Annotated in this window: 21 protein-coding genes; 11 read left to right on the top strand and 10 right to left on the bottom strand. The window is 69.6% G+C overall.

All coding sequences use genetic code 11. From position 1 onward, the window contains the following. The first annotated feature begins 51 nt into the window (after window positions 1–51). Window positions 52–1,074, top strand: coding sequence for an alpha/beta hydrolase-fold protein (locus J2X20_RS14620; RefSeq protein ID WP_310266000.1), 1,023 nt, complete (start codon window positions 52–54; stop codon window positions 1,072–1,074). Here J2X20_RS14620 and J2X20_RS14615 read toward each other — a convergent pair. After that, window positions 1,071–2,231, bottom strand: coding sequence for a GGDEF domain-containing protein (locus J2X20_RS14615; RefSeq protein WP_310265998.1), 1,161 nt, complete (start codon window positions 2,229–2,231; stop codon window positions 1,071–1,073). The genes J2X20_RS14620 and J2X20_RS14615 overlap by 4 nt on opposite strands. Continuing rightward, entirely contained in the window at window positions 2,228–3,421 is a 1,194-nt protein-coding gene (locus J2X20_RS14610) for a GGDEF domain-containing protein (protein WP_310265996.1), read from the bottom strand. Before J2X20_RS14610 ends, J2X20_RS14615 begins: the two co-directional genes overlap by 4 nt. Window positions 3,422–3,472: 51 nt before the next feature. Between J2X20_RS14610 and J2X20_RS14605 the strand changes: the two genes are divergently transcribed. Continuing rightward, on the top strand, window positions 3,473–4,219 hold the full coding sequence (locus J2X20_RS14605) for an SDR family oxidoreductase (protein WP_310265995.1): 747 nt from the start codon (window positions 3,473–3,475) through the stop codon (window positions 4,217–4,219). Here J2X20_RS14605 and J2X20_RS14600 read toward each other — a convergent pair. Next, window positions 4,216–5,079: a septal ring lytic transglycosylase RlpA family protein gene (locus J2X20_RS14600; protein WP_310265993.1), complete on the bottom strand. Its 864-nt coding sequence runs from the start codon at window positions 5,077–5,079 to the stop codon at window positions 4,216–4,218. The genes J2X20_RS14605 and J2X20_RS14600 overlap by 4 nt on opposite strands. 49 nt (window positions 5,080–5,128) lie before the next feature. Here J2X20_RS14600 and J2X20_RS14595 point away from each other — a divergent pair, with 49 nt between their 5' ends. After that, window positions 5,129–5,827, top strand: a complete 699-nt coding sequence (locus J2X20_RS14595; protein ID WP_310265991.1) for a fumarylacetoacetate hydrolase family protein — start codon at window positions 5,129–5,131, stop codon at window positions 5,825–5,827. A gap of 2 nt (window positions 5,828–5,829) precedes the next feature. Continuing rightward, entirely contained in the window at window positions 5,830–6,696 is an 867-nt protein-coding gene (gene nadC / locus J2X20_RS14590) for a carboxylating nicotinate-nucleotide diphosphorylase (RefSeq protein WP_310265989.1), read from the top strand. On the opposite strand, the gene J2X20_RS14585 is transcribed toward nadC, so the two are convergent. From J2X20_RS14585 to J2X20_RS14575, 3 genes are all read right to left on the bottom strand, one after another. Beyond that, complete coding sequence (locus tag J2X20_RS14585) at window positions 6,693–7,790, bottom strand: PEP-CTERM sorting domain-containing protein (RefSeq protein ID WP_310265987.1); 1,098 nt, start codon at window positions 7,788–7,790, stop codon at window positions 6,693–6,695. The genes nadC and J2X20_RS14585 overlap by 4 nt on opposite strands. Window positions 7,791–7,974: 184 nt before the next feature. Beyond that, window positions 7,975–8,718 (bottom strand): proteasome-type protease, encoded by a 744-nt coding sequence (locus tag J2X20_RS14580; RefSeq protein WP_310265985.1) that lies wholly within the window; start codon window positions 8,716–8,718, stop codon window positions 7,975–7,977. Next, on the bottom strand, window positions 8,715–9,734 hold the full coding sequence (locus tag J2X20_RS14575; protein ID WP_310265982.1) for an NAD(P)H-binding protein: 1,020 nt from the start codon (window positions 9,732–9,734) through the stop codon (window positions 8,715–8,717). Before J2X20_RS14575 ends, J2X20_RS14580 begins: the two co-directional genes overlap by 4 nt. 92 nt (window positions 9,735–9,826) lie before the next feature. On the opposite strand from J2X20_RS14575, the gene J2X20_RS14570 reads away from it, so the two are divergent. Continuing rightward, window positions 9,827–10,717, top strand: coding sequence for a LysR family transcriptional regulator (locus J2X20_RS14570; RefSeq protein WP_310265980.1), 891 nt, complete (start codon window positions 9,827–9,829; stop codon window positions 10,715–10,717). 3 nt (window positions 10,718–10,720) lie between these two features. On the opposite strand, the gene J2X20_RS14565 is transcribed toward J2X20_RS14570, so the two are convergent. Next, window positions 10,721–10,999 carry a hypothetical protein gene (locus tag J2X20_RS14565; protein ID WP_310265978.1) on the bottom strand — a complete coding sequence of 93 codons (279 nt, stop codon included), beginning with the start codon at window positions 10,997–10,999 and terminating at the stop codon, window positions 10,721–10,723. A 196-nt stretch (window positions 11,000–11,195) separates the two neighbouring features. Between J2X20_RS14565 and J2X20_RS14560 the strand changes: the two genes are divergently transcribed. After that, a complete protein-coding gene (locus tag J2X20_RS14560; RefSeq protein WP_310265977.1) occupies window positions 11,196–11,618 on the top strand; it encodes a universal stress protein in 423 nt (140 codons plus the stop codon). Between the two features lies 1 nt (window position 11,619). After that, window positions 11,620–12,081 carry a universal stress protein gene (locus J2X20_RS14555; RefSeq protein WP_310265975.1) on the top strand — a complete coding sequence of 154 codons (462 nt, stop codon included), beginning with the start codon at window positions 11,620–11,622 and terminating at the stop codon, window positions 12,079–12,081. 38 nt (window positions 12,082–12,119) lie between these two features. On the opposite strand, the gene J2X20_RS14550 is transcribed toward J2X20_RS14555, so the two are convergent. Beyond that, a complete protein-coding gene (locus J2X20_RS14550; RefSeq protein ID WP_310265972.1) occupies window positions 12,120–12,965 on the bottom strand; it encodes a universal stress protein in 846 nt (281 codons plus the stop codon). 175 nt (window positions 12,966–13,140) lie between these two features. Between J2X20_RS14550 and J2X20_RS14545 the strand changes: the two genes are divergently transcribed. After that, window positions 13,141–13,575, top strand: a complete 435-nt coding sequence (locus J2X20_RS14545) for an Hsp20/alpha crystallin family protein (RefSeq protein ID WP_310265971.1) — start codon at window positions 13,141–13,143, stop codon at window positions 13,573–13,575. A gap of 97 nt (window positions 13,576–13,672) precedes the next feature. Here J2X20_RS14545 and J2X20_RS14540 read toward each other — a convergent pair whose 3' ends face one another. Continuing rightward, window positions 13,673–14,005: a hypothetical protein gene (locus J2X20_RS14540; RefSeq protein ID WP_310265967.1), complete on the bottom strand. Its 333-nt coding sequence runs from the start codon at window positions 14,003–14,005 to the stop codon at window positions 13,673–13,675. A gap of 161 nt (window positions 14,006–14,166) precedes the next feature. Between J2X20_RS14540 and J2X20_RS14535 the strand changes: the two genes are divergently transcribed. The 3 genes from J2X20_RS14535 to J2X20_RS14525 all read left to right on the top strand — a co-directional run bounded on the left by J2X20_RS14535 (window position 14,167) and on the right by J2X20_RS14525 (window position 17,781). Further along, window positions 14,167–14,694: a flavodoxin family protein gene (locus J2X20_RS14535; protein ID WP_310265965.1), complete on the top strand. Its 528-nt coding sequence runs from the start codon at window positions 14,167–14,169 to the stop codon at window positions 14,692–14,694. Between the two features lie 294 nt (window positions 14,695–14,988). Continuing rightward, a complete protein-coding gene (locus tag J2X20_RS14530) occupies window positions 14,989–15,711 on the top strand; it encodes a response regulator (protein ID WP_310265963.1) in 723 nt (240 codons plus the stop codon). Continuing rightward, a complete protein-coding gene (locus J2X20_RS14525; protein WP_310265961.1) occupies window positions 15,712–17,781 on the top strand; it encodes a PAS domain S-box protein in 2,070 nt (689 codons plus the stop codon). Here J2X20_RS14525 and J2X20_RS14520 read toward each other — a convergent pair. Further along, window positions 17,778–19,388 carry a methyl-accepting chemotaxis protein gene (locus J2X20_RS14520; RefSeq protein WP_310265959.1) on the bottom strand — a complete coding sequence of 537 codons (1,611 nt, stop codon included), beginning with the start codon at window positions 19,386–19,388 and terminating at the stop codon, window positions 17,778–17,780. The two genes, J2X20_RS14525 and J2X20_RS14520, sit on opposite strands and share 4 nt — an antisense overlap. Between the last annotated feature and the right edge of the window lie 22 nt (window positions 19,389–19,410).

Raw genomic sequence — 19,410 nt, 5'->3', positions numbered from 1 at the left:
TGGGCCGCAGTCTGTGGCAATCTCGCGGCCTTCAGTTCCTGCGCAAGCCGAATGAAAGCCAAGAAGCTGTTGTTGTTGCCCCTGCTGCTTGTTCTCACCGCCAGCGTGGGAGCCGAGCCCGTCACCTTCACGCTCGAGGCGGCGCAGGCGCGCCAGGTCTTCCTGGCCGGGGAGATGACAGGCTGGGACCGGCACAAGCAGGCCATGGCGCGTGGCAAGGACGGCGTCTGGCGGCTCAGCCTGGACCTGGCGCCGGGCCAGTGGCTCTACAAATTCGTCGTCGACGGCCGCTGGACCCATGACCCGGCCACATCCGACCACGACGCCGATGGCCAGGGCGGCCAGCATTCCTTCGTCTTCGTTGGCGAGGGCGCGTGGACGCCGCCGGCCACGGGCCGCGGCCGCGTCGAGACGCATGAGGTGGCGTCGGCCGCCTTTGGCCGCCCGGCCAAGGTCAATGTCTATCTGCCGCCCGGCTTCGAGCGCGGCCAGGACCTGCCGGTGCTGACCCTGCTGCATGGCGGCGGCATGGACGCCGACCAGTGGTTTCGCACCGGCCATATCGAACGCTACGCCGACCGCCTCATCGCCAGCGGCCGCGCCAAGCCCTTCGTCATCGTCATGCCCAGCAGCAACGGCCGGCCCTATGACGGCCCGGCGGAGCGCTTCATCGTCGACGAATTGCCGGCCTGGTTGAAAGAGCGCTACGGCCTGCAGGCTTCGCGCGCCCAATCGGCCCTTGCCGGCATGTCCATGGGCGGCCATGGTGCCGTCAAGCTGCCCTTGGCGGCACCGCAGCGCTGGGGCTATGCCTATGGGCTGAGCGGCTGGTATCCCGACGAGCTGATCGCCGCCGTGAAGCGCGCCGGCAAGCTGCCAGTCACCCTGGTGTTGCGCTGTGGCACCGAGGACGATCTGATCGCCGGCAATCGCACGCTGCTCGCCACGCTGCGCGCTCAGGGCCAGCCGCCGGACTACCGCGAGGATGCCGGCGCCCACAGCTTCCACTACTGGAGCCAGGTCACCGAGGAGATGCTGCTCGGCGTGGACGCCTATTTCGCCAAGGTCCGCTAGGCCTGAACGACGTTTCGGCCCTGGTTCTTGGCGCGATACAACGCCGCATCGGCCCGGGCCAGCACCAGGTCGCCGCTGGCGTCGTCGCGTTCGGCCTCGGCAATGCCGAAGCTGGCGCTCAGATGCCAGTCCTGTTCCAGCCAGCGCAGCGGTGCCTCGTCCACCAGCATGCGCATGCGCTCGGCCACCAGGGCGGCGCCGGCGATGTCGGTGTCGGGCAGCAGCACGCAGAACTCCTCGCCGCCCAGGCGGCCGAAGCGGTCCACCTCGCGCACGCAGGGCTGCAGCTCCAGCACCATCTGGCGCAGCGCCGCGTCGCCGGCGGCGTGTCCCAGGGTGTCGTTGAGCTGCTTGAAGCGGTCCATGTCGATCATGACCAGGGCATAGCCGCGACCGCGCTTGAGCCAGGCGTGGGACTGCTCCAGGGCCTGGTCGAAGGCGCGGCGGTTCAGCGTGTCGGTCAGCGGGTCGCGCTCCAGCAGGCGCTCGATGCGATTGATGAGGCGCATCAGCACCAGGAAGGCCAGCGTCGCGTTCTGCAGCAGGGCCAGCACCAGGGCCGTCCACAGGAAGACGAGGTTGAAGTCGGTGGGCACGCGCAGGTCGGGCGTGCGGCCGGGGTTGGTGAAGGTCTCGAGGCCGCGCGCGGCCATCAGGGCCGCGATGAGGAAGAGGGGCAGGGCCAGCGGCGCGGGCGTGCGCCGGCCGGTGGCACTGCGGCCGAGGGCGCGCCAGGCCAGCATGCCGGCGGCCAGGGTCAGGCCGGCGCCGGCGCCGTTGACGACGCGGGCCTGCCAGCGCAGGTCGCCTTCATAGGGCTGGGCCAGCAGCAGCAGGGCGGCCACGGCGACGACGACGGCGCCCGGCTTCCAGACCAGCTCGCGCGTCGTGATGCCCGGCACGGCGGCGCCGAGCAGGGCAAAGGAGGTGATGGCCAGCACGTCGCCGGGCCAGTAGGTGAAGGCGTCGGGCAGCACGCCGCGCAGCACATGCAGGGTCAGCGAGGCCGAGGCGGCCGCATTGGCCGCGGCCATGGCGAGCGACGCGCGCGGCGCGATGCGGGCCACCGTGGCCAGCGCGATCCAGACGAAGGTGGCCACCCCGGCGATGAGGATGATGGCGGCCAGCAGCGTCAGGGTCTGGGCGGGCGTGATCATGCGGGCGCCATCCCGGCCAGATGAGTCGCCACGCAGACGCGGTTGCGGCCCTCGGCCTTGGCGCGGTAGAGCTCGGCGTCGGCGCGCGCCAGGCCGATCTCGCCGCGTGGGTCGCCCCCCACCGGCAGGGCCACGCCGAAGCTGGCCGACAGCGGCAACTCGAGGTTCTTCCAGTGCAGGGGCTGGGCGGCCAGGCTGTGGCGCAGGCGCTCGGCCACGCTGGCGGCGGTGGCCAGGTCGCTGGGCCCGTTCAGCGGCAGCAGGGCGCAGAACTCTTCGCCGCCCAGGCGCCCGAGGCGGTCCACCTCGCGCAGGCTGGCCTGCCAGACGCGCACGCAATGCTGCAGCGCAGCGTCACCGGCCTGGTGGCCATGCTCGTCGTTGATGCGCTTGAAGTGGTCGATGTCGATCATGGCCAGCGCGAAACCATGGCCGCGCTGCAGCTGGGCCTGGGCTTCGGACAGGGCCAACTCGAAGGCGCGGCGGTTCAGCGCGCCGGTCAGCGGGTCGCGGTGCGTCAGGTGCTGGATGCGCGTGATGAGGCGCCAGATCATCAGCGCGATGAGGCTCAGCGTGATGGCCGCGGTGACGACGAACCACAGCACGGCCCGTGCCGGTGTCGGCAGGTCGCCGCGCAGGAAGTGGTCTTCCCAGCCCGGCACGACCAGCAGCTCGACGGCATGCGCTGCGCCGACGGCGACGAGGGCCGCGAAGGGCAGGGCGGTGCAGGCGGTGACGATGCGCGACAGCTGGCCGCCGATACCGCGGATGACCTCGCGCACGGCCAGCAGGCCCAGCGCCGTGGCGCTGAGCGTGCTGGCCAGCTGGGGCAGCAGGCCCGAGCCGCCGGCAAGGCCCAGCGTGATGCCGAGTGCGCCCAGGCCGGCGATCCAGTTGATGTCGCGCGGGCGATGGCGGCTGCGCAGCATGCGCCTCAAGGCCATCATCAGCAGCAGCATGCAGGCCAGCAGGCCGAACTCGGGGATGGCCTGTTGCGCCAGGCCGGGCCAGCCGGCCATGCAGTCGCCGCAGCCCTGGGAGGCGATGCGCACCAGATGGGCGGCCGCCATCAGCCGGCCGGCGCGCGGCGCGATGCGAAAGACCTGGGCGAGCGTCAGCCAGGCCAGGGCCGCCATCAGATTGAAGAGGGCACTGACCTGGAGGACGGTGGGAACGTCGAGGAAATCCATGCAGCTTGGGGTGAACCGCGCATCTTCTCCGACCACGCCACAATGCCGGCCATGTCGGCTTGGGTATTGATCACCGGAGGCTCGCGAGGCATTGGCGCCGCGACGGCGCTGCGTTGCGCCGAGGCGGGCTGGGACGTGGCCATCAACTACGCCCAGGATAGCGGCGCCGCCCAGGCGCTCGCGGCCAGATTGCACGGACTGGGCCGGCGCGCGCTGCCCATCCAGGCTGACGTGGCCGACCCGGCACAAGTCGGCGCCATGTTCGAGAAATTGGACGCAGCCGGCGGGCGGCTGGCGGGCCTGGTCAACAGCGCCGGCATCGTCGCGCCGGCGGCGCGGCTGGAGGCCATGACACCCGAGCGCTGGCGCCGCCTCTTCGACGTCAATGTGATGGGCACGCTGCTGTGCTGCCAGCAGGCGGCGCGACGCATGAGCACGGCGCGCGGCGGCGCGGGCGGAGCCATCGTCAACCTCAGCTCGCGCGCGGCCGAGTTCGGCTCGGCCGGCATCTACGTGGATTACGCCGCCACCAAGGGCGCCGTCGACACGCTGACCAAGGGCCTGGGACGGGAGCTGATCGGAGAAGGCATCCGCGTCAACGGCGTGCGGCCCGGCATCATCGAGACCGACATCCACGCCACCAGCGGCATGCTGGAGCGTGCCCAGGCCCAGGTGAAGGACATCCCCATGCAGCGCATGGGCCGCGCCGAGGAGATCGCCGAGGCCATCGTCTGGCTGCTCAGCGATGCGTCCAGCTACACGGTGGGCACGCTGCTGGACGTGGCCGGGGGCCGCTAGCGCCTGTCCACCAGGCTAGCCTCGATGCCGGCCTCGTCGCGCAGTCGCGTGGCGGTCGCGCGGGCCTCGTCCGCGCTCGGGAAGGGCCCGGCGCGCAGCCGGTGCAGGCCGCCCTCGCGCACGACGGTCAGCAGCGGCAGCAGGGTCAGGTCGGCCTCGGCGATGCGCTGGCGCAGCGCCTCGGCACCGTCCAGCTTGGCGAAGGCGCCGAACTGCAGCCAGGCCGCCGAGACCTTGCCGGCCACGGTCGCCGTCGTCTCGCGCTGCGGCCCGCCGGGCGGCGTGTCAGGGGCGAAGACGGGCGGTGTTTCGTCCGCCGGCTTCTGGAAGTTGCCGGCACGGATTTCGGCATAAGTGATGCGCCTGACCTCCACGGGCGCGACGCCGCGCAGCACATCGAGCTTGAGGGCGGCGGTGTAGCTGAGGTCGATGATGCGGCCCTTGTGGAAGGGGCCGCGGTCGTTGATGCGCACGATGACCTCGCGGCCGTTGGCCGGGTTGCGCACGCGGGCATAGCTGGGGATGGGCAGGGTCGCGTGCGCGGCCGTCATCGCATACATGTTGTAGACCTCGCCGCTGGCCGTGGGCCGGCCGTGGAATTTGCGGCCATACCAGGAGGCCAGGCCGCGGTCGGCATAGGGCGTGTCGCCGCTGAGGGGCTCGTAGCGCTCGCCACCCACCTCATAGGGCTTGTTGGGGCCGCCATTGCGCACGGACTCGATGCGCGGCAGCGCGTCAGGCACCTTGGCCAGGTCGGGCGGCGGGTTGGGCAGGGGGCCGTCGCGGTCGATGCTGACCGGCGGCACCGTCGGGCGTGTCGTGGAGCAGCCGGTCATCAGCGCGGCCAGCAGCAGCGCCATGGCCAGCCCAGTATGCTGCGTGCTGTTCCTGCAATGTCGAAGCCATGCCATGAGCAATTTCGTCTTTCCTCCGGCGGAGATCCCCAGCGCCGCCGTGCGCGGCACGGACGCCCGTTACGCGGTCAGCCGCATCTTCTGCGTCGGCCGCAACTATGCCGATCATGCCCGCGAGATGGGCGCCGACCCGACGCGCGAGCCCCCCTTCTATTTCACCAAGCCCGCCAGCGCGCTCACCGCCTCGGGTTCGACGGTGCCCTATCCGACCGAAACCAAGAATTACCACTATGAGATGGAGCTGGTGCTGGCCATCGGCGCGCCGGTCTTCAAGGTCTCGCCCGAGGCGGCCGTCGCCGCCATCTGGGGCTATGCCGCGGGCCTGGACATGACGCGCCGCGACCTGCAGGCCGCGGCCAAGGCGGCCGGCAAGCCCTGGGACACGGCCAAGGGCTTCGACCAGTCGGCCATCCTCAGCGACATCGTGCGCAAGAGCGAGCTGGGCAGCCTCGACAAGGGCGCCATCACGCTGGCCGTCAATGGCGTCGAGAAGCAGCGCGGCGACCTGGCCGACATGATCTGGAACCAGGCCGAGATCGTCTCCAACCTGTCCCATCTCTACCACCTGCACCCCGGCGACCTGATCTACACCGGCACGCCGGCCGGCGTCGGTGCCGTCGTGCCGGGCGACGTGCTGGTGGGCCGCATCGAAGGCCTGGGCGAGATCCGGCTGACGGTCGGCCCGGCGGAGTGAACATGTTCTCGACCGAAGAGACGCTGGGCCAGGCCCGTTCCCGCAATATCCAGGAAGCGATTGCCGAGGACATCGGCAAATGCGACTGGACGGCCCTGCTCGTTCCGGCGGGCCGGCGCGTAGCCGCCCAGGTGCGGGTGCGCGAGGCCGCGGTGCTGTGTGGGCGCGAGTGGTTCGAAGGCGTGTTCTCCGCGCTGGACGCTACGGCCCGCATCGAATGGCTTTACGACGAAGGCGCGCTGATGACGGCAGACAGCATCGTCTGCCGCATCGAGGCCGATGGCCGAGCGCTGCTGAGCGCCGAGAGGCCCGCGCTGAACTTCCTGCAACTGTTGTCGGGCACGGCGACGCTCACGCGAGCCCATGTGGACGCGGTGGCCGGCGCCAGCCCCAAACCACAAGGCTGCGCCATCCTCGACACACGCAAGACCGTGCCCGGCCTGCGCCTGGCGCAGAAGTACGCGGTGCGTGTCGGCGGCGGCCAGAACCAGCGCTTGGCGCTTTACGCCGGCATCCTCATCAAGGAGAACCACATCGCCGCGGCCGGCGGCGTCGGCGCGGCCTTGCGCGCGGCCCAGGAACTGAAGGCGGGCGTGGACATCCAGATCGAGGTGGAGACCATCGAGCAGCTGAAGGAGGCGCTGGAGGCCGGCGCCGTCAGCGTGCTGCTGGACAACTTCAGCGAGGCGCAGATGCGCGAGGCCGTGGCCGTGAACGCCGGCCGCGCGCTGCTCGAAGTGTCCGGCGGCGTGGCCCTGGATCAGCTGCGCTGGATCGCCGCCACCGGTGTGGACCGCATCTCCATCGGCCGCCTGACCAAGGATGTCAGGGCGGTCGACTATTCGATGCGCGTGCTCGGCCCGGCCTAACGGCCGCGGCGGCGCAGCAGGCCCAGCAGGGTCAGGCCGGTGAGTCCCAGGGTGCCCGGCTCGGGCACGCGGCCGGGCTCGGCTGCGCCGGCGATCAGGAAGATGTCGCCAAAGCCGCCGGTGTCGCAGGGGCCGACGGAGCCGCCGCCCGCCAGAGCCGGGCCTGCGCCATTCACGCCCGTGTTGAAGCAGCCCATCCAGACCTGCACCGACATCGTGTCATAGCCCTGGGCCTGCAGGCTTCTGAGGTCCAGCGTCGGCAGATAGTTGATGAACTCGACCTCGTTGGACGCCTGGTTGGTGTTGACCAGCTGGCCGCCGTTCGGGCAGCTGGAGCCATTGGGCGACGGATAGGAGACCAAGGCGTCGACGACGCAGACGGCCCCCACGGTCAGCGCGAAGTCGGCCGCACCGGGCGTCGTGATGTTGTTGCCGTCAAAGGTCTTGGTCGATGTGTGCAGCGACGGGTCCTTGAAGATGCCGTTGGGATCCAGCGCCTGGGTCTCGAAGTATTGGTTGCCCAGATTGCCGTCAGTATCGCGAATCGTCACCAGGGCCCAGATGGGGATGCTGGAGGTGTCGTTCTGCGGGTTGTTGAAGTCGAAGGCGATGGCCATCTGGTGGTAGGCACCGCCGAAGGTCAGCTTCTGGTTGAGGGCGTTGATGCTGGTGTCCCAGCTGAATGGCGTGTCGCCGGCCAGGGCGCCGTTGTTGGTCGGGTCGTTGCCGTCGCCGGTGAAGAAGTACTTCTTGTTGCCGCCATTGTTCGACGAGAAGCCGTCCTCGGAGGGATTGATCTGGTCGCCGTTGTTGAGGATGTTGCCGTTGTTGGCGGTGACGACGATGGTGTCGATCAGCGCGCCCTGGCTGGCGGAGAAACCGTAGGGGCCGTTGAAGCCCGCAAAGCCGCGGGAGGCCAGGTTGTCCAGCACCTTGGTGGAGCAGGACACGAAGTTGCCGAAGGTGGCGCAGGCCGAATTGGGAGAGGGGTAGCTGGGCGAATAGACCGGCAGCGGTGCCGCGCTGGCCAGGCCGGCCGGAAGGAGCAGGGCCAGAAGCCACTGCGAACGGATGCCCCAGGATGTCTTTTTCATATGTCACCTCTGACGCGAAGCGTGAACTTCACGGTGAGAAATGAGCATTTATCGGGCCAACCCCCCTAAGTTGTTGATTTCCATGTTGTTGACTTTTGGACTGTCATCTGAATGTCAAAAACATCGACAGCCCCGAATGAGTGAGACACCGTTGTCAGGCTTCGCGCCGGGAGATGGCAGCGGATCAGCCGTCAACGTCGAACCAGGGCTCGTTGGGCAGCTCGTCGAAAACCTTGCGCAGGCCGGCGCTCCAGCCCTTGCGCAGGGCCTGGAAATAGGCGTCGTCGCGCTCGATGCGGTGGGGCGGCTTCATGGCCATCTCGAACTGGTTGGCGCGCAGCATCAGCATGTCGATGGGCAGGCCGACCGACAGATTGGACTGGATGGTGGAGTCGAAGCTGACCAGGGTGCATTTGGCGGCTTCGTCCAGCGGCGTGGTGTCGTAGCGGATGACGCGGTCGATGATGGGCTTGCCGTATTTGCTCTCGCCGATCTGGAAATAGGGCGTGTCTTCCGTCGCCTCGATGAAATTGCCCTGGGGATAGATGTGGAAGAGGCGCGGGCCCTCGCCCTTGATCTGGCCGCCGAGCAGCATGTTGGCGCCGAAGTCCACGCCGTTGTGCTGGTTGTCGCTGTCGCGGTTGACGATCTCCTTCATCGTGCGGCCCAGCAGCACGGCGGCGTCGTACAGCGTTGGCACATTGAGCAGGTGGTCGCCCTCGCCGTGCAGGCGCTGGTTCAGCACCGAGATGACGGACTGCGTCGTCGCCAGATTGCCCGCGGTCAGGATGACGATCTCGCGCTGGTGCGGGATCTGGAACTGGTACATCTTGCGAAAGCTCGCGATGTGGTCGACGCCCGCATTGGTGCGGGTGTCGGACGCGAACAGCAGGCCCGCACGCAGGCGCATGGCGACGCAATAGGTCATGAGGTAGTTCCGGCGAATGAGCTGGAAGGCATATTACGGCTGGGCCGCTGTGGCAGGCAGCCCAGGCCGCGCAGCGCGGTCTCGACGGCCTCGTCCAGCGGCGTGTGCGGCTCGTGGCCCAGCACCTCCAGCAGGCGGGCGTTGTCCATGCGCACCGGCTGCTGCCACAGATAGCGCATCTCGCGCATCTCCTTGAAGGTGGTGACAAAGGGCGAGGCCAGATCCAGCAGCCACCAGGGCAGGGCGGCGATGCGCGGCTTGCGGCCGTGGCGGGCCGTGACGCGCTGGATGGCCTCGGCCATCTGGCGGCCGCTGGCGTCCCAGTGGCCGGCCATGTGGAAGCTGGCGAAGGCGGGCAGGCTGGCGCGCCGGGCCAGCAGCTCGACCAGGGTGCGGGCCACGTCGGGCAGATAGGCCCATTGGTGGCCGACGCCGGCTGCGGCGGGGTTGCTGATGCTCGTCACGGCCTTGCCCGGCTTGATGAGGCCCTGGGAGAACCAGTTGTTGCCGGCCTGGGGGCCAAAGAAGTCGCCGGCACGCACGATGAGCACACGCAGGCCACGAGCCGTCGCTGCGTGCAGCCGGGCCTCCATCTCCACGCGGATGGCGCCCTTGCGCGTGACGGGGTGCTGCGGCGAGTCCTCGCGCAGCAGCGGGAAGGCGTCGGGCCCGAAGTTGTAGACCGTGCCCGGCAGCACCAGCGTCGCCTGCTGGGCCGTGGCGGCGGCCATCGAGTTGTCGAGCATGGGCAGCACGAGGCGATCCCAGTCGCGGTAGCCCGGCGGATTGACGGCATGCACGATGACGCTGCAGCCCTGCGCGGCGCCGGCCACGTCCAGCGCATTCAGCGCGTCCCCGCGCAGCCAGTGGATGCCGTCGCGCAGCTCGTGCGCCGCCGCCAAGCCGCGCTTGAGGGCCTTGACGGTCCAGCCCGTGTCGCGCAGCTGGCGCGCCACCTCACCGCCGATGCCACCACTTGCGCCCAGCACCAGGGCCGTCTTGTCCTTGCCTTGCATCGCTGTTCTCCTGAAGTTGATGGGATGGATTCTGGAAACCCGCGACCCTGTTGGGAATTGCTGAAGATGGTCTTACGGCTATACATTTATGCATGGCTTCGACCTTGCCCTGGGATCTGCTGCACAGCTTTCTTGGCGTGCTGCGCGAGGGCTCGCTGTCGGGCGCTGCGCGGCTGCTGGACCTGACCCAGCCGACCGTGGGCCGCCATGTGGCTGCCCTGGAGCAGGCCCTGGGCCAGCCGCTGTTCACGCGCTCTTCCACCGGCCTGCTGCCCACCGAAGCGGCCCTGTCCCTGCGCGTTCACGCCGAGCAGATGGAAGTGGCGGCGGCGGCCCTACAGCGGGCGGCGACGGCCCGGGGCGACGAGGTGCGCGGCACGGTGAGGGTGACGGCCAGCGAAGTCATCGGCGTGGAGGTGCTGGCCGGTGTCTTCGCCGCGCTGCGCGAGGCCCATCCCGGCCTGGTGCTGGAGCTGGCCCTGAGCAATCAGCTGCAGGACCTGCTGCGCCGCGAGGCCGACATCGCCGTGCGCATGACGCCCCCCGAGCAGGGCCAGCTGATCGCGCGCCGCATCGGCAGCATCGAACTCGGCCTGCATGCCCGCCCCGACTACCTCGACCGCCATGGCCGGCCGACCAGCTTGGCCGACATGGCCGGCCACACCTTGGTCGGTTTCGACCGCGTGACGCCCTTCACCCGCGCCGGCGTCAAGCGCCTGGGCGGCATCACCCGCGACAGCTTCGCGCTGCGCTGCGATTCCGACTTGGCCCAACTCGCCCTGATCCGCGCCGGCGGCGGCATTGGCGCCTGCCAGGTCGCGCTGGCACGGCGCGAGCCGCCGTTGGAGCGCGTGCTGGCCGACCAGTTCAGCTGGCCGCTGGAAACCTGGGTCGCCATGCATGAGGACCTGCGCCAGAACACGCCTTGCCGCGTCGTCTTCGACGCCTTGGTGGAAGGCTTGTCGCGCTACGTGGGCAGCTGAGTTTCAGCGGATCGGGCTCGAGGCCGGCCAGGGCGGCGGCGCCGATGCCGGTGGGAAGGAAGGCGGCGCGACGGAGGGTGGCGACGGCAAGGGCGGCAGCACGGGCGGCGGCGCCACAGGATCGCGGGGCACGCTGGCAGGCTCGGCCGGCGGCGTGGCCGTGGCGGGCATGGCCGCCGCGGGCTGCTGCGCCGGCTGGCTGCAGGCGACCAGCGTCGCCATGACGGCGCTGCTGGCGGCCAGCCACGGCCATGGGGTGCGTGTGAGGCTGTCGCTGGGCATGACTTGCTCCTTGGACGCGGGCGTGGTCCCCGGAGTTTTCATTCACGCAGCAAGCCGCCGCGGTGCCCATCGGCTGGCGCCTATCCCGCTGTAGGAGAGCAGGCGGCGGCCGGGGGGCGTGGCTTGATCCAGCGCAAGCGCCGCGACCGGCGTCACGCGCAACATGCCGGCAACCCGCCACACCGAAAGCGTCGCCATGAAGATCGTTCTCGCAGTCGACGGCAGCGCCTATACCAAGCGCATGCTCAGCTATATCGCCGCCCATGACGAGCTCGTGGGCCAGGGCAACGAATTCGTTGCGCTCAACGTCACGGCGGGCGTGCCGCCGCACGCCGCCCGGCACCTGCCGCACGACGTGCTGCAGCGGTATTACGCCGACGAGGGCGAGAAGGTTCTCGCCCCGGTGCGTGAGTTCGCCCGCATGCAGGGCTGGAAGCTGCGCGAGCGCCACGCGGTGGGCTACCCGGGGGACGCGCTGGCGGAGATGACCAACGAGGAAAAGCCCGACCTGCTGGTGATGGGCTCCCACGGACACGGCGCGTTCGCCAGCGCCTTGCTGGGCTCGGTGTCGTCGCGCCTGCTGGCCCACACCAAGGCGCCGGTGCTGCTGATCCGCTGACATGGACAGCGCCATGGGTGAAGGCTTCAACCACGTGCTGGTGGCGACCGACGGCTCACGCCTTGCGGATGCCGCGCTCGAATTGGCTCAGCGTGTCGGCAGCGGTGGCCGCGTCACCGCCCTGCTCGTGATGCATGACTACGGGTTGCCTGAGTACCTGCGGGCCGCCATCGGGCATCGTCCCGACGCGCGGGAGCTGCGTGAGGAGATCGCGGCAGAGGGGCGCCGCCTGCTGGACGAAGCCATCGCGCGCACCACCAGCGACGGAGACTGGATCGAGCGGTGCGTGGTCCTCAGTGACCGGGCGCCGCACCACGAGATCGTCACCGCCGCGCAGCGCGAGGGCTGCGACCTCATCGTGATGGCGACCCACGGCAAGGGCGGCCGCATCGCCGGCCTCGCCGGCAGCCAGGCCCGCGCCGTGGTCGCGCAAGCCACCGTGCCGGTGCTGGTGGCGCGCTGACGCTTCAGCCAGTGCCGGCGCGACCGGCATGGCGCCGGTCAGTGCGACATCAGCACGGGTACCGGCGAGCTGCGCATCAGCGTGCGCGTCACGCCGCCGAGGATGGATTCGCGGAAGCGCGAGTGGCCATAGCCGCCGGTGACGATGAGGTCGGCATTGATGTCGAAGGCGTGCGACAGCAGCGCCTCACCCGCGGCGACCTTGGCGGGCACATGCTTGACGTCGACCTTGACGCCATGACGCGCCAGCCACAGGCCGATGTCCGCGCCGGGGACGTCGCCATGCGCCATGCCGACGTCCTCCGGGGTCTCGAACACGGCGACCTGGACGTTGGAGGCCTTCCTCAGGAACGGCAGCGCATCGTGCATGGCGCGTGCGGCCTCGCGGCTCGCGTTCCAGCCCACGAGCACGCGGCGCGGCGGCGCGATGGTCCATTCCCCGGCGTAGGGCAGCACGAGCAGCGGCCGCCCCGACTGCAGCAGCACGTCCTGCGCCATCTGCGGGGACTGCTCGGCACGTACTTCATCCGGATCGTTCTGGGTGACGACCGTCAGGTCGCAGTACCTGGCAGCCAGCGCCATCGCTTCGCCCGCATAGCCCACCGCCATGCGGGTCTCGTACGACGGGACGCCCAGGCGCTGCACCTGCTGGCGGAAATCGTCGATGCGGGCCTGTGCGGCCTCGCGCAGCAGGCGCAGCGCGGTTTCCTCGTACATCGCCAGCGCAGCGGCAGCCACGCTCTCGGCGGGCATCACCATCCAGCCCGTCGGCGCCAGGCCGATCAGATGGGCGTCATATTGCAGTGCCAGTGCGGCAGCGGTGTCCACGCGCGCCTGCGCGTGCCTGCTGCTGTCGAGGTGGACGAGGATGCTGCGCAGGCTCATGGCGTATCTCCTTGGCCGAGGGGTGGGTCACAGGGATTGAATGATTGCGAGCTGCGCGGCGGCGGCTTTGACCGATGTCAACGCAGTCGGTTGGGACCCTTGATGAGGGTCAAAGCGGCCGCCGACGGCTTTCCTAGAGTTGAGTGGCCCCCCAACCCATCCGAAAGGAGAAGCCATGAGTGCATTGACTGCCTACGAACGCATGGACGACCTGCTGTCCGGCGCCTTTCCTGATTTCTTCCGCCGCTCGCTGATGCGCGATTGGCCCGTGGCGAACATGCCCGCGGAGATGAAGCTGGACGTCAGCGAGACCGAGCAGGCCTACCTCGTGAAGGCCCAGATCCCCGGTGCCAAGAAGGAAGACGTGAAGGTGAAGATCGACGGCAACTTCGTCTCCATCAGCGCCGAGGTCAAGGAAGAAAAGGAAGCCAAGGACGACAAGGCCAAGAGCCTGACGCGTGAGCTCTACTACGGCAGCCTCTCGCGCGGCTTCGCTCTTGCGCACGAGATCGACGAGAAGGAATCGAAGGCCAGCTTCGAGCAGGGCGTGCTGTCGCTGACGCTGCCCAAGCGCACCGATGCCAAGGGCACGACGTTGCGCATCATCTGAGAAGCCACGGAAGCGGCCGGGTTTCCCGGCCCACGCGGTCGCCGGTCCCGAGGGGGCCGGCTTGCCTGTGCGCGGCGCTCAGGCGCCGTGTCGACCCTCAGGCCTCGGTCGCGTCATGCCTGAGCGCGCCCGCCCAGACCTGGGCCCAGTCTGTCCAGGCCTTCTGCAGGGCCGACGGATCGAACATCCCCAGACCCTGGGCGGCGTCGACCAGGGGTTGGGCCGAGGGGGGCGGCGACCCGGGGGCGATCCACGACTGCATCAGGTTGGCCATCTCGCGCTCGGCGCTTCTCCACCAGGCGGTTTGCGCGTCCAGCAGCCTCATCATCCAATGCCCGTAGGCCAGCGAACCGGCGGCCCATTGGCGGGAAAAAGACGACCAGTCGACGGGGAAACTGGCGGGAGACGGCGTCCGGACAGGGGTGGGCATGGCAATCCTCGGAAGTGCTGCCCTCAATTTAGGCTGGCCAGGGCGGCCGGGGTTGCGTTGCGTCAACAGGTGTAGGGATGACCTGCTTGGACGCATGGGCGACGCCGAGGATGTTGAGCTGCATCAACCCGGCGCGCCATGCGCCGCCTACCCTTGGATGCATGGGCAAGATCCTCGTCGTCACCTACTCCTTCACCGGCACCGGCGCTCGACTGACGGAGTTGCTGTGCCGATCGCGGGACTGGGCGTCGGCCCAGGTGGTGGAGCGCCGGCCGCGCAAGTCCTGGATCACGCTGCGCTGCGCCCTCGAGTCCCTCTTCAGGCTGAAGCCACCCATCCTCTACAAGGGTCCCGACCCCGCTGATTTCGATCTGGTGGTGCTTGTCGCGCCCATCTGGCTGACCCGGCTCGCCAGTCCCATGCGCAGCTTCGTGGCGAGCTTTCGCGGCAGCCTGCGCAAGGTGGCGGTCGTGTCCGTGATGGGCGGCAAGGGCGGGCAGAACGCACCCGCGGAGATCGGCGGCATCCTCGACCGCGCACCCTTCATGAGCACCAGCTTCACGATGAGGGAGGTCGACGACGGCAGCTATGCCCCGCGCCTGCTCGCCTTCGCCGCCGCGCTGGACGCCGCGACCGATCCGGGAGGTGAGATGCGGCCCTTCGTGCTGTCGCCGGAAACGGCGGGCTGAGCTTCCCGGCAGGCCGGTGCAGGCAACCCCATGGGCATATGGCTGTGGCTGCTGCTGGTCGCTGCGATCGCGGCCTTGCTGTGGGCCGGATTCCAGCTGTTCATCGTCCTGCTGACCCGCGATTGACGGCGCGGGCCGGGCGCCCGCATTGCGTTTCAAGTGAACGACCTGCTGGACGTCTCCAAGATCGAGAGCGCCCCGGCAGGCGGGGATTGCGCCTGTCGCCGCGCCCGGCCCTGAATCGATGCAAGAATGACCCTATCAACATAACGTTTCAGCCGTGCCGACGCTGTGATGAACCAGCACGTTGCCGTCGTCGATGACGAATCGGCCATCACCGAGTTGCTCGCCAACTACCTGGCCGGGCACGGCTTTCGCACGACGCAACTGCGCTCCGGCCGCGAGCTCATGGAGCTGATGGCCAGCGATCCGCCTCAGCTGGTGCTGCTCGACCTGGGCCTTCCCGGAGAAGACGGCTTCGCCATCGCGCGCCAGCTGCGTGAGCATTGGCGTTGCGGCCTGGTCATCATCACGGGGCGCGGAGACTCCGTCGACAAGATCGTCGGCCTGGAGATCGGCGCGGACGACTACGTCACCAAGCCTTTCGATCTGCGCGAGCTGGTGGCGCGAATGAAGGCGGTGCTGCGCCGCATCGAGCCGGTCACCGCCGCTGCTGCGGGCGGGCCGGCAAGCGGCGCCGGCCTGGGCTTCCTCGGCTGGCGGCTCGACCTGGCGGCCCGCCGCCTGGATGACCCGCGCGGCATGGAGGTGAGGCTGACCACCGGCGAGTTCGAGCTGCTGGCCACGCTGCTCCAGCATGCCGGCCGCGTGCTGTCGCGCGACTTCCTGCTGGAGCAGACCCGGGGCCGCGACGCCGGACCCTTCGACCGCACCATCGACGTGCAGGTCGGGCGGCTGCGCAAGAAGCTGGAGGCCGACGCTGAGAATCCCCAGATCATCAAGTCGGTGCGGGGAGCCGGCTATATCTTCGTGCCGCCGGTCGAACCGGTCCGCTAGATGGACACCGCCCCGACCGCCTCAACGCAAGCCGTCGACGACCTCACGGTCTACCGCTCGCTGTTCGCGGCCTATCCCGATGCGCTGCTGCTCGTCGACGCCGCCGGCAGCGTCGTGCTGGCCAATCCCGCCGCGACCGCGCTGCTGGGCTATGCGACGGACGAGCTGGTCGGCCTGAGCGTGGACGAGCTCGTGCCCGACAGCATCCGGCCGCGCCATGCGTCCTATCGCCACGCCTACGCGCACGCACCGCGTTCGCGGCCCATGGGCACGCAGATGGAACTGGTGGCCAAGCGCCGCGACGGCAGCGAGGTCATGGTGGAGATCGCCCTGAGTCCGCTGCAGGACCATGGCCTGCCCTTCGTGGTGGCGGCCATCCGCGACATTGGCGGCTATCCGCGCGTCAAGCAGGCCTTGCAGCGGGCGCGCTACAGCGAGCATCTGGCGCAACTGGGCCGCCTGGCCGCCGACGGGCGGGATCCGCAGCTGTTGCTGCAGCAGGTGCCCACGATTGCCGCCGAGGCGCTCGAGGTCGAGATGGCTCTGGTGCTGCTGCTGGAGCGCAATCGGCTCGAGCTTCGCGTCGCCGGCGGGGTGGGACTGATCGCCGGCGAGGCGCTCGGCGCCATCGTGCCCAATCGCGGCGACACGCCGCTGGGCTTCGTGCTGGCCCAGGGGCAGCCGGTCGTGGTCGAGGATTTTCGCGCTGAACCGCGCTTTGCGATTCCGCCGGCCTATCTGGAAGCCGGCCTGGTCAGTGCGCTGGCCGTGCCCCTGCAGGACCGTGGGCGCGTCATCGGCGCGCTGAAGGTGCGCTCCCGTCAACCGAAGCGGTTCGGCGACGACGAACAGCGCTTCCTGCAGGCGCTGGCCAGTCTGCTGGCCACCTGCCTGCAGCGCGCCCAGAGCGAGGAGGCCCTCAACCACGCCCAGCGCCTGGAGAGTGTGGGCCAGCTCACGGGGGGCATTGCCCACGACTTCAACAACCTGCTGACCGTCATCCAGGGCAATCTGCAGGTGCTGGAGGAGCTGCCGCTGCTGGCGGGCGAGGAATTCGCCCAGCAGCTCGTCGGCGCGGCCACGCGCGCCTCCAAGCGCGGCGCGGAGCTGACGAGCAAGCTGCTGGCGTTCTCGCGCCGCCAGGTGCTGCAGCCCGACGCCGTCGATGTGGGCGCCATGCTGCTGTCGCTGGCGGACATGCTGCGCCGCACGCTCGACCAGCGCATCGCCATTGAGGTCGACATCGCTCAGGGTTGCCCGAGCGTGCTGGCCGACCCGGGGCAGCTGGAGTCGGCGCTGCTGAACATCGCCATCAACGCCCGCGATGCCATGCCCGACGGGGGCTCGCTGCGCTTCAGCGCGGGCCTGGCGGGCAGCCTGCCGGCCGACGTGCGGCGGGAGATCGACGATGCCAGCGCCCAGGACGAGCGCTTCGTGCGCATCGCCATCTCGGACACCGGCTCCGGCATGCCCGAAGAGGTCAAGGAGAGGGCCTTCGAACCCTTCTTCACGACCAAGCAGGCCGGACGCGGCACGGGCCTGGGCCTGAGCACCGTCTACGGTTTCGTCAAGCAGTCGCGCGGCGCGGTGTCCATCGATTCGACGCCCGGCTTCGGCACGACGATCTCGCTCTATCTGCCGCGGCCCTGGGACGACCAGCCGACGGGCGATGAAGCGGGGCCAGCCGCGGACGCCGTGCCGCCGGGCCTGAAGGTGCTGATGGTCGAGGACGATGCCGAAGTGCGCTCGGTGGCGCGGCGCTTCCTCGATACCCTGGGCTGCGAGGTCACGGTCTGTGCCAGCGCCGAGCAGGCCCTGCTGCTGCTGACGCCCGACGCGCGCTTCGAGCTGCTGCTGACCGACATCGCCCTGGGGCCGGGCATGCGCGGCACGGAGCTGGCGCGGCTGGCACAGGAGAGGCTGCCGCAGCTGTCCATCCTGCTGATGTCGGGCTTCTCGGCCGAGCTGCTGGACGCCGACCGCGACTCGCCTCCCGGTTGGGAGCTGCTGCCCAAGCCCTATTCGCGGTCGGAGCTGGCGCAGGCCATCGCGCGCGCCCTGGCCGCCTAGGCCACGCCGAGCCGGGCCGCGCGCCTCAGGCCGACGGCGTCGGGCAGGGCGCGGGACGCGGCGCTGCGGTCCAGCCGGAAGACGCGCAGGGCCGCGCTCACCTCCTCGGACTGGGCCAGCATCTGCTGGGCCGAGCCGGCGAGCTGTTCCACCAGGCCTGCGTTCTGCTGGGTGAAGCCGTCCATCTGCTGGATGACCTCGTGCATCTGCGAGATGCCCAGCAACTGCTCCTGGGCGCCACGGTCGATGTCGCTGATCAGGGTGGTGAAGTTCTCCACCGCCTTCAGCGTCGTGTCGATGCTGGACCGCGCGCTGTCCGTCTGCCGTTCGGCCGCCTGCACCTGCTCGGTGGAGGCCAGGATGAGCTGCTTGATCTCGCGGGCCGCGGTGGAGCTGCGCTGCGCCAAGGCGCGGACTTCGCTGGCGACCACCGCAAAGCCGCGGCCATGCTCGCCGGCGCGCGCCGATTCGACGGCGGCATTGAGCGCCAGGATATTGGTCTGAAAGGCGATGCTGTCGATGACCTGGATGATGTCGGCGATCTTCTGCGAGGACTGCGTGATGCCGCCCATGGTCTCGGTGACGGAGTGCACCACCTGGGCGCTGTGGCGCGAGACGCCGCTGAGCTCGGCGGCCACGCCGCTGGCCAGGTGGGTGGTGTCGGTGCTCTGGCGGACCGTGGCGGTGATCTGCTCCATGCTGGCTGCGGCTTCCTCGAGGCTGGCGGCCTGGGATTCGGTGCGCTGGGCCAGGTCGCGGTTGCCCTGGGCGATCTCGCGGCTGACGCGGCTCATCTGGGCCACTTCAGCACGGGTGTCGGAGACCAGCGAGCGGATGTTGACCGCCAGTTGAGCCAGGGCCTGCTCGAGCCCACGGCTCTGGCGGTCGCCGCTGGGCTTCAGGTTGTGGCTGAGGTCGCCGGCGGCGAGCTGGTTGGCATAGCGCTCCACAAGCACGAGGCCGCGGCTGAGCCTGTGCTGCGTGAAGGCCGCCGCGACGGATGCGGCCAGGACGACGCCGCAGGCGGCCACCCACGTGCCCTGGCTTGCCAGCAGCAGACCCAGCGCTCCCACGGCGCCATAGCCCGGCGCCAGGCCCAGCCAGGGCTGGGAGGCCAGGGCGCGGCCCAGGCGCCCGCGCCAGCCGCGGCGCTGCACCTGGCCGCGGTGCAGGGTGTGGCTCAGCCGGCCCGCCTGCTGTTCGTCGCGCATCTGCGCGTAGAGCTGCTCGGCCGCGTCGATCTGGGCCCGGCTGGGGGCGGAGCGCACCGACAGGAAGGCGATGGGCTGGCCGTTCTCGACCAGCGGCGTGACATTGGCCAGCACCCAGTAATGGTCACCGTCCTTGCGGCGGTTCTTCACCAGCCCGGACCAGGGCTGGCCGGCGGAGATCGTGGCCCACAGATCGCGGAAGGCCTCGGCAGGCATGTCGGGATGCCGGATCAGGTTGTGGGGCTGGCCCAGCAGCTCGTCGCGCGAATAGCCGCTGACGTCCACGAAAGCCGCGTTGCAATGCAGGATGCGGCCCTTCAGGTCGGTGGTCGAGACGAGGTTGCGGTCCACCGGGACCGGGTATTCGCGATGAGTGACTGGCAGATTGGTGCGCATGGAAGTCTCCCTGCCGCAACGG

This window comes from Roseateles saccharophilus, assembly GCF_031458095.1.
GTDB lineage: Bacteria > Pseudomonadota > Gammaproteobacteria > Burkholderiales > Burkholderiaceae_C > Pelomonas > Pelomonas saccharophila_A.
The sequence above is the reverse complement of the archived record's forward strand: the minus strand, read 5'-3'. Positions and strand labels throughout refer to the sequence as shown.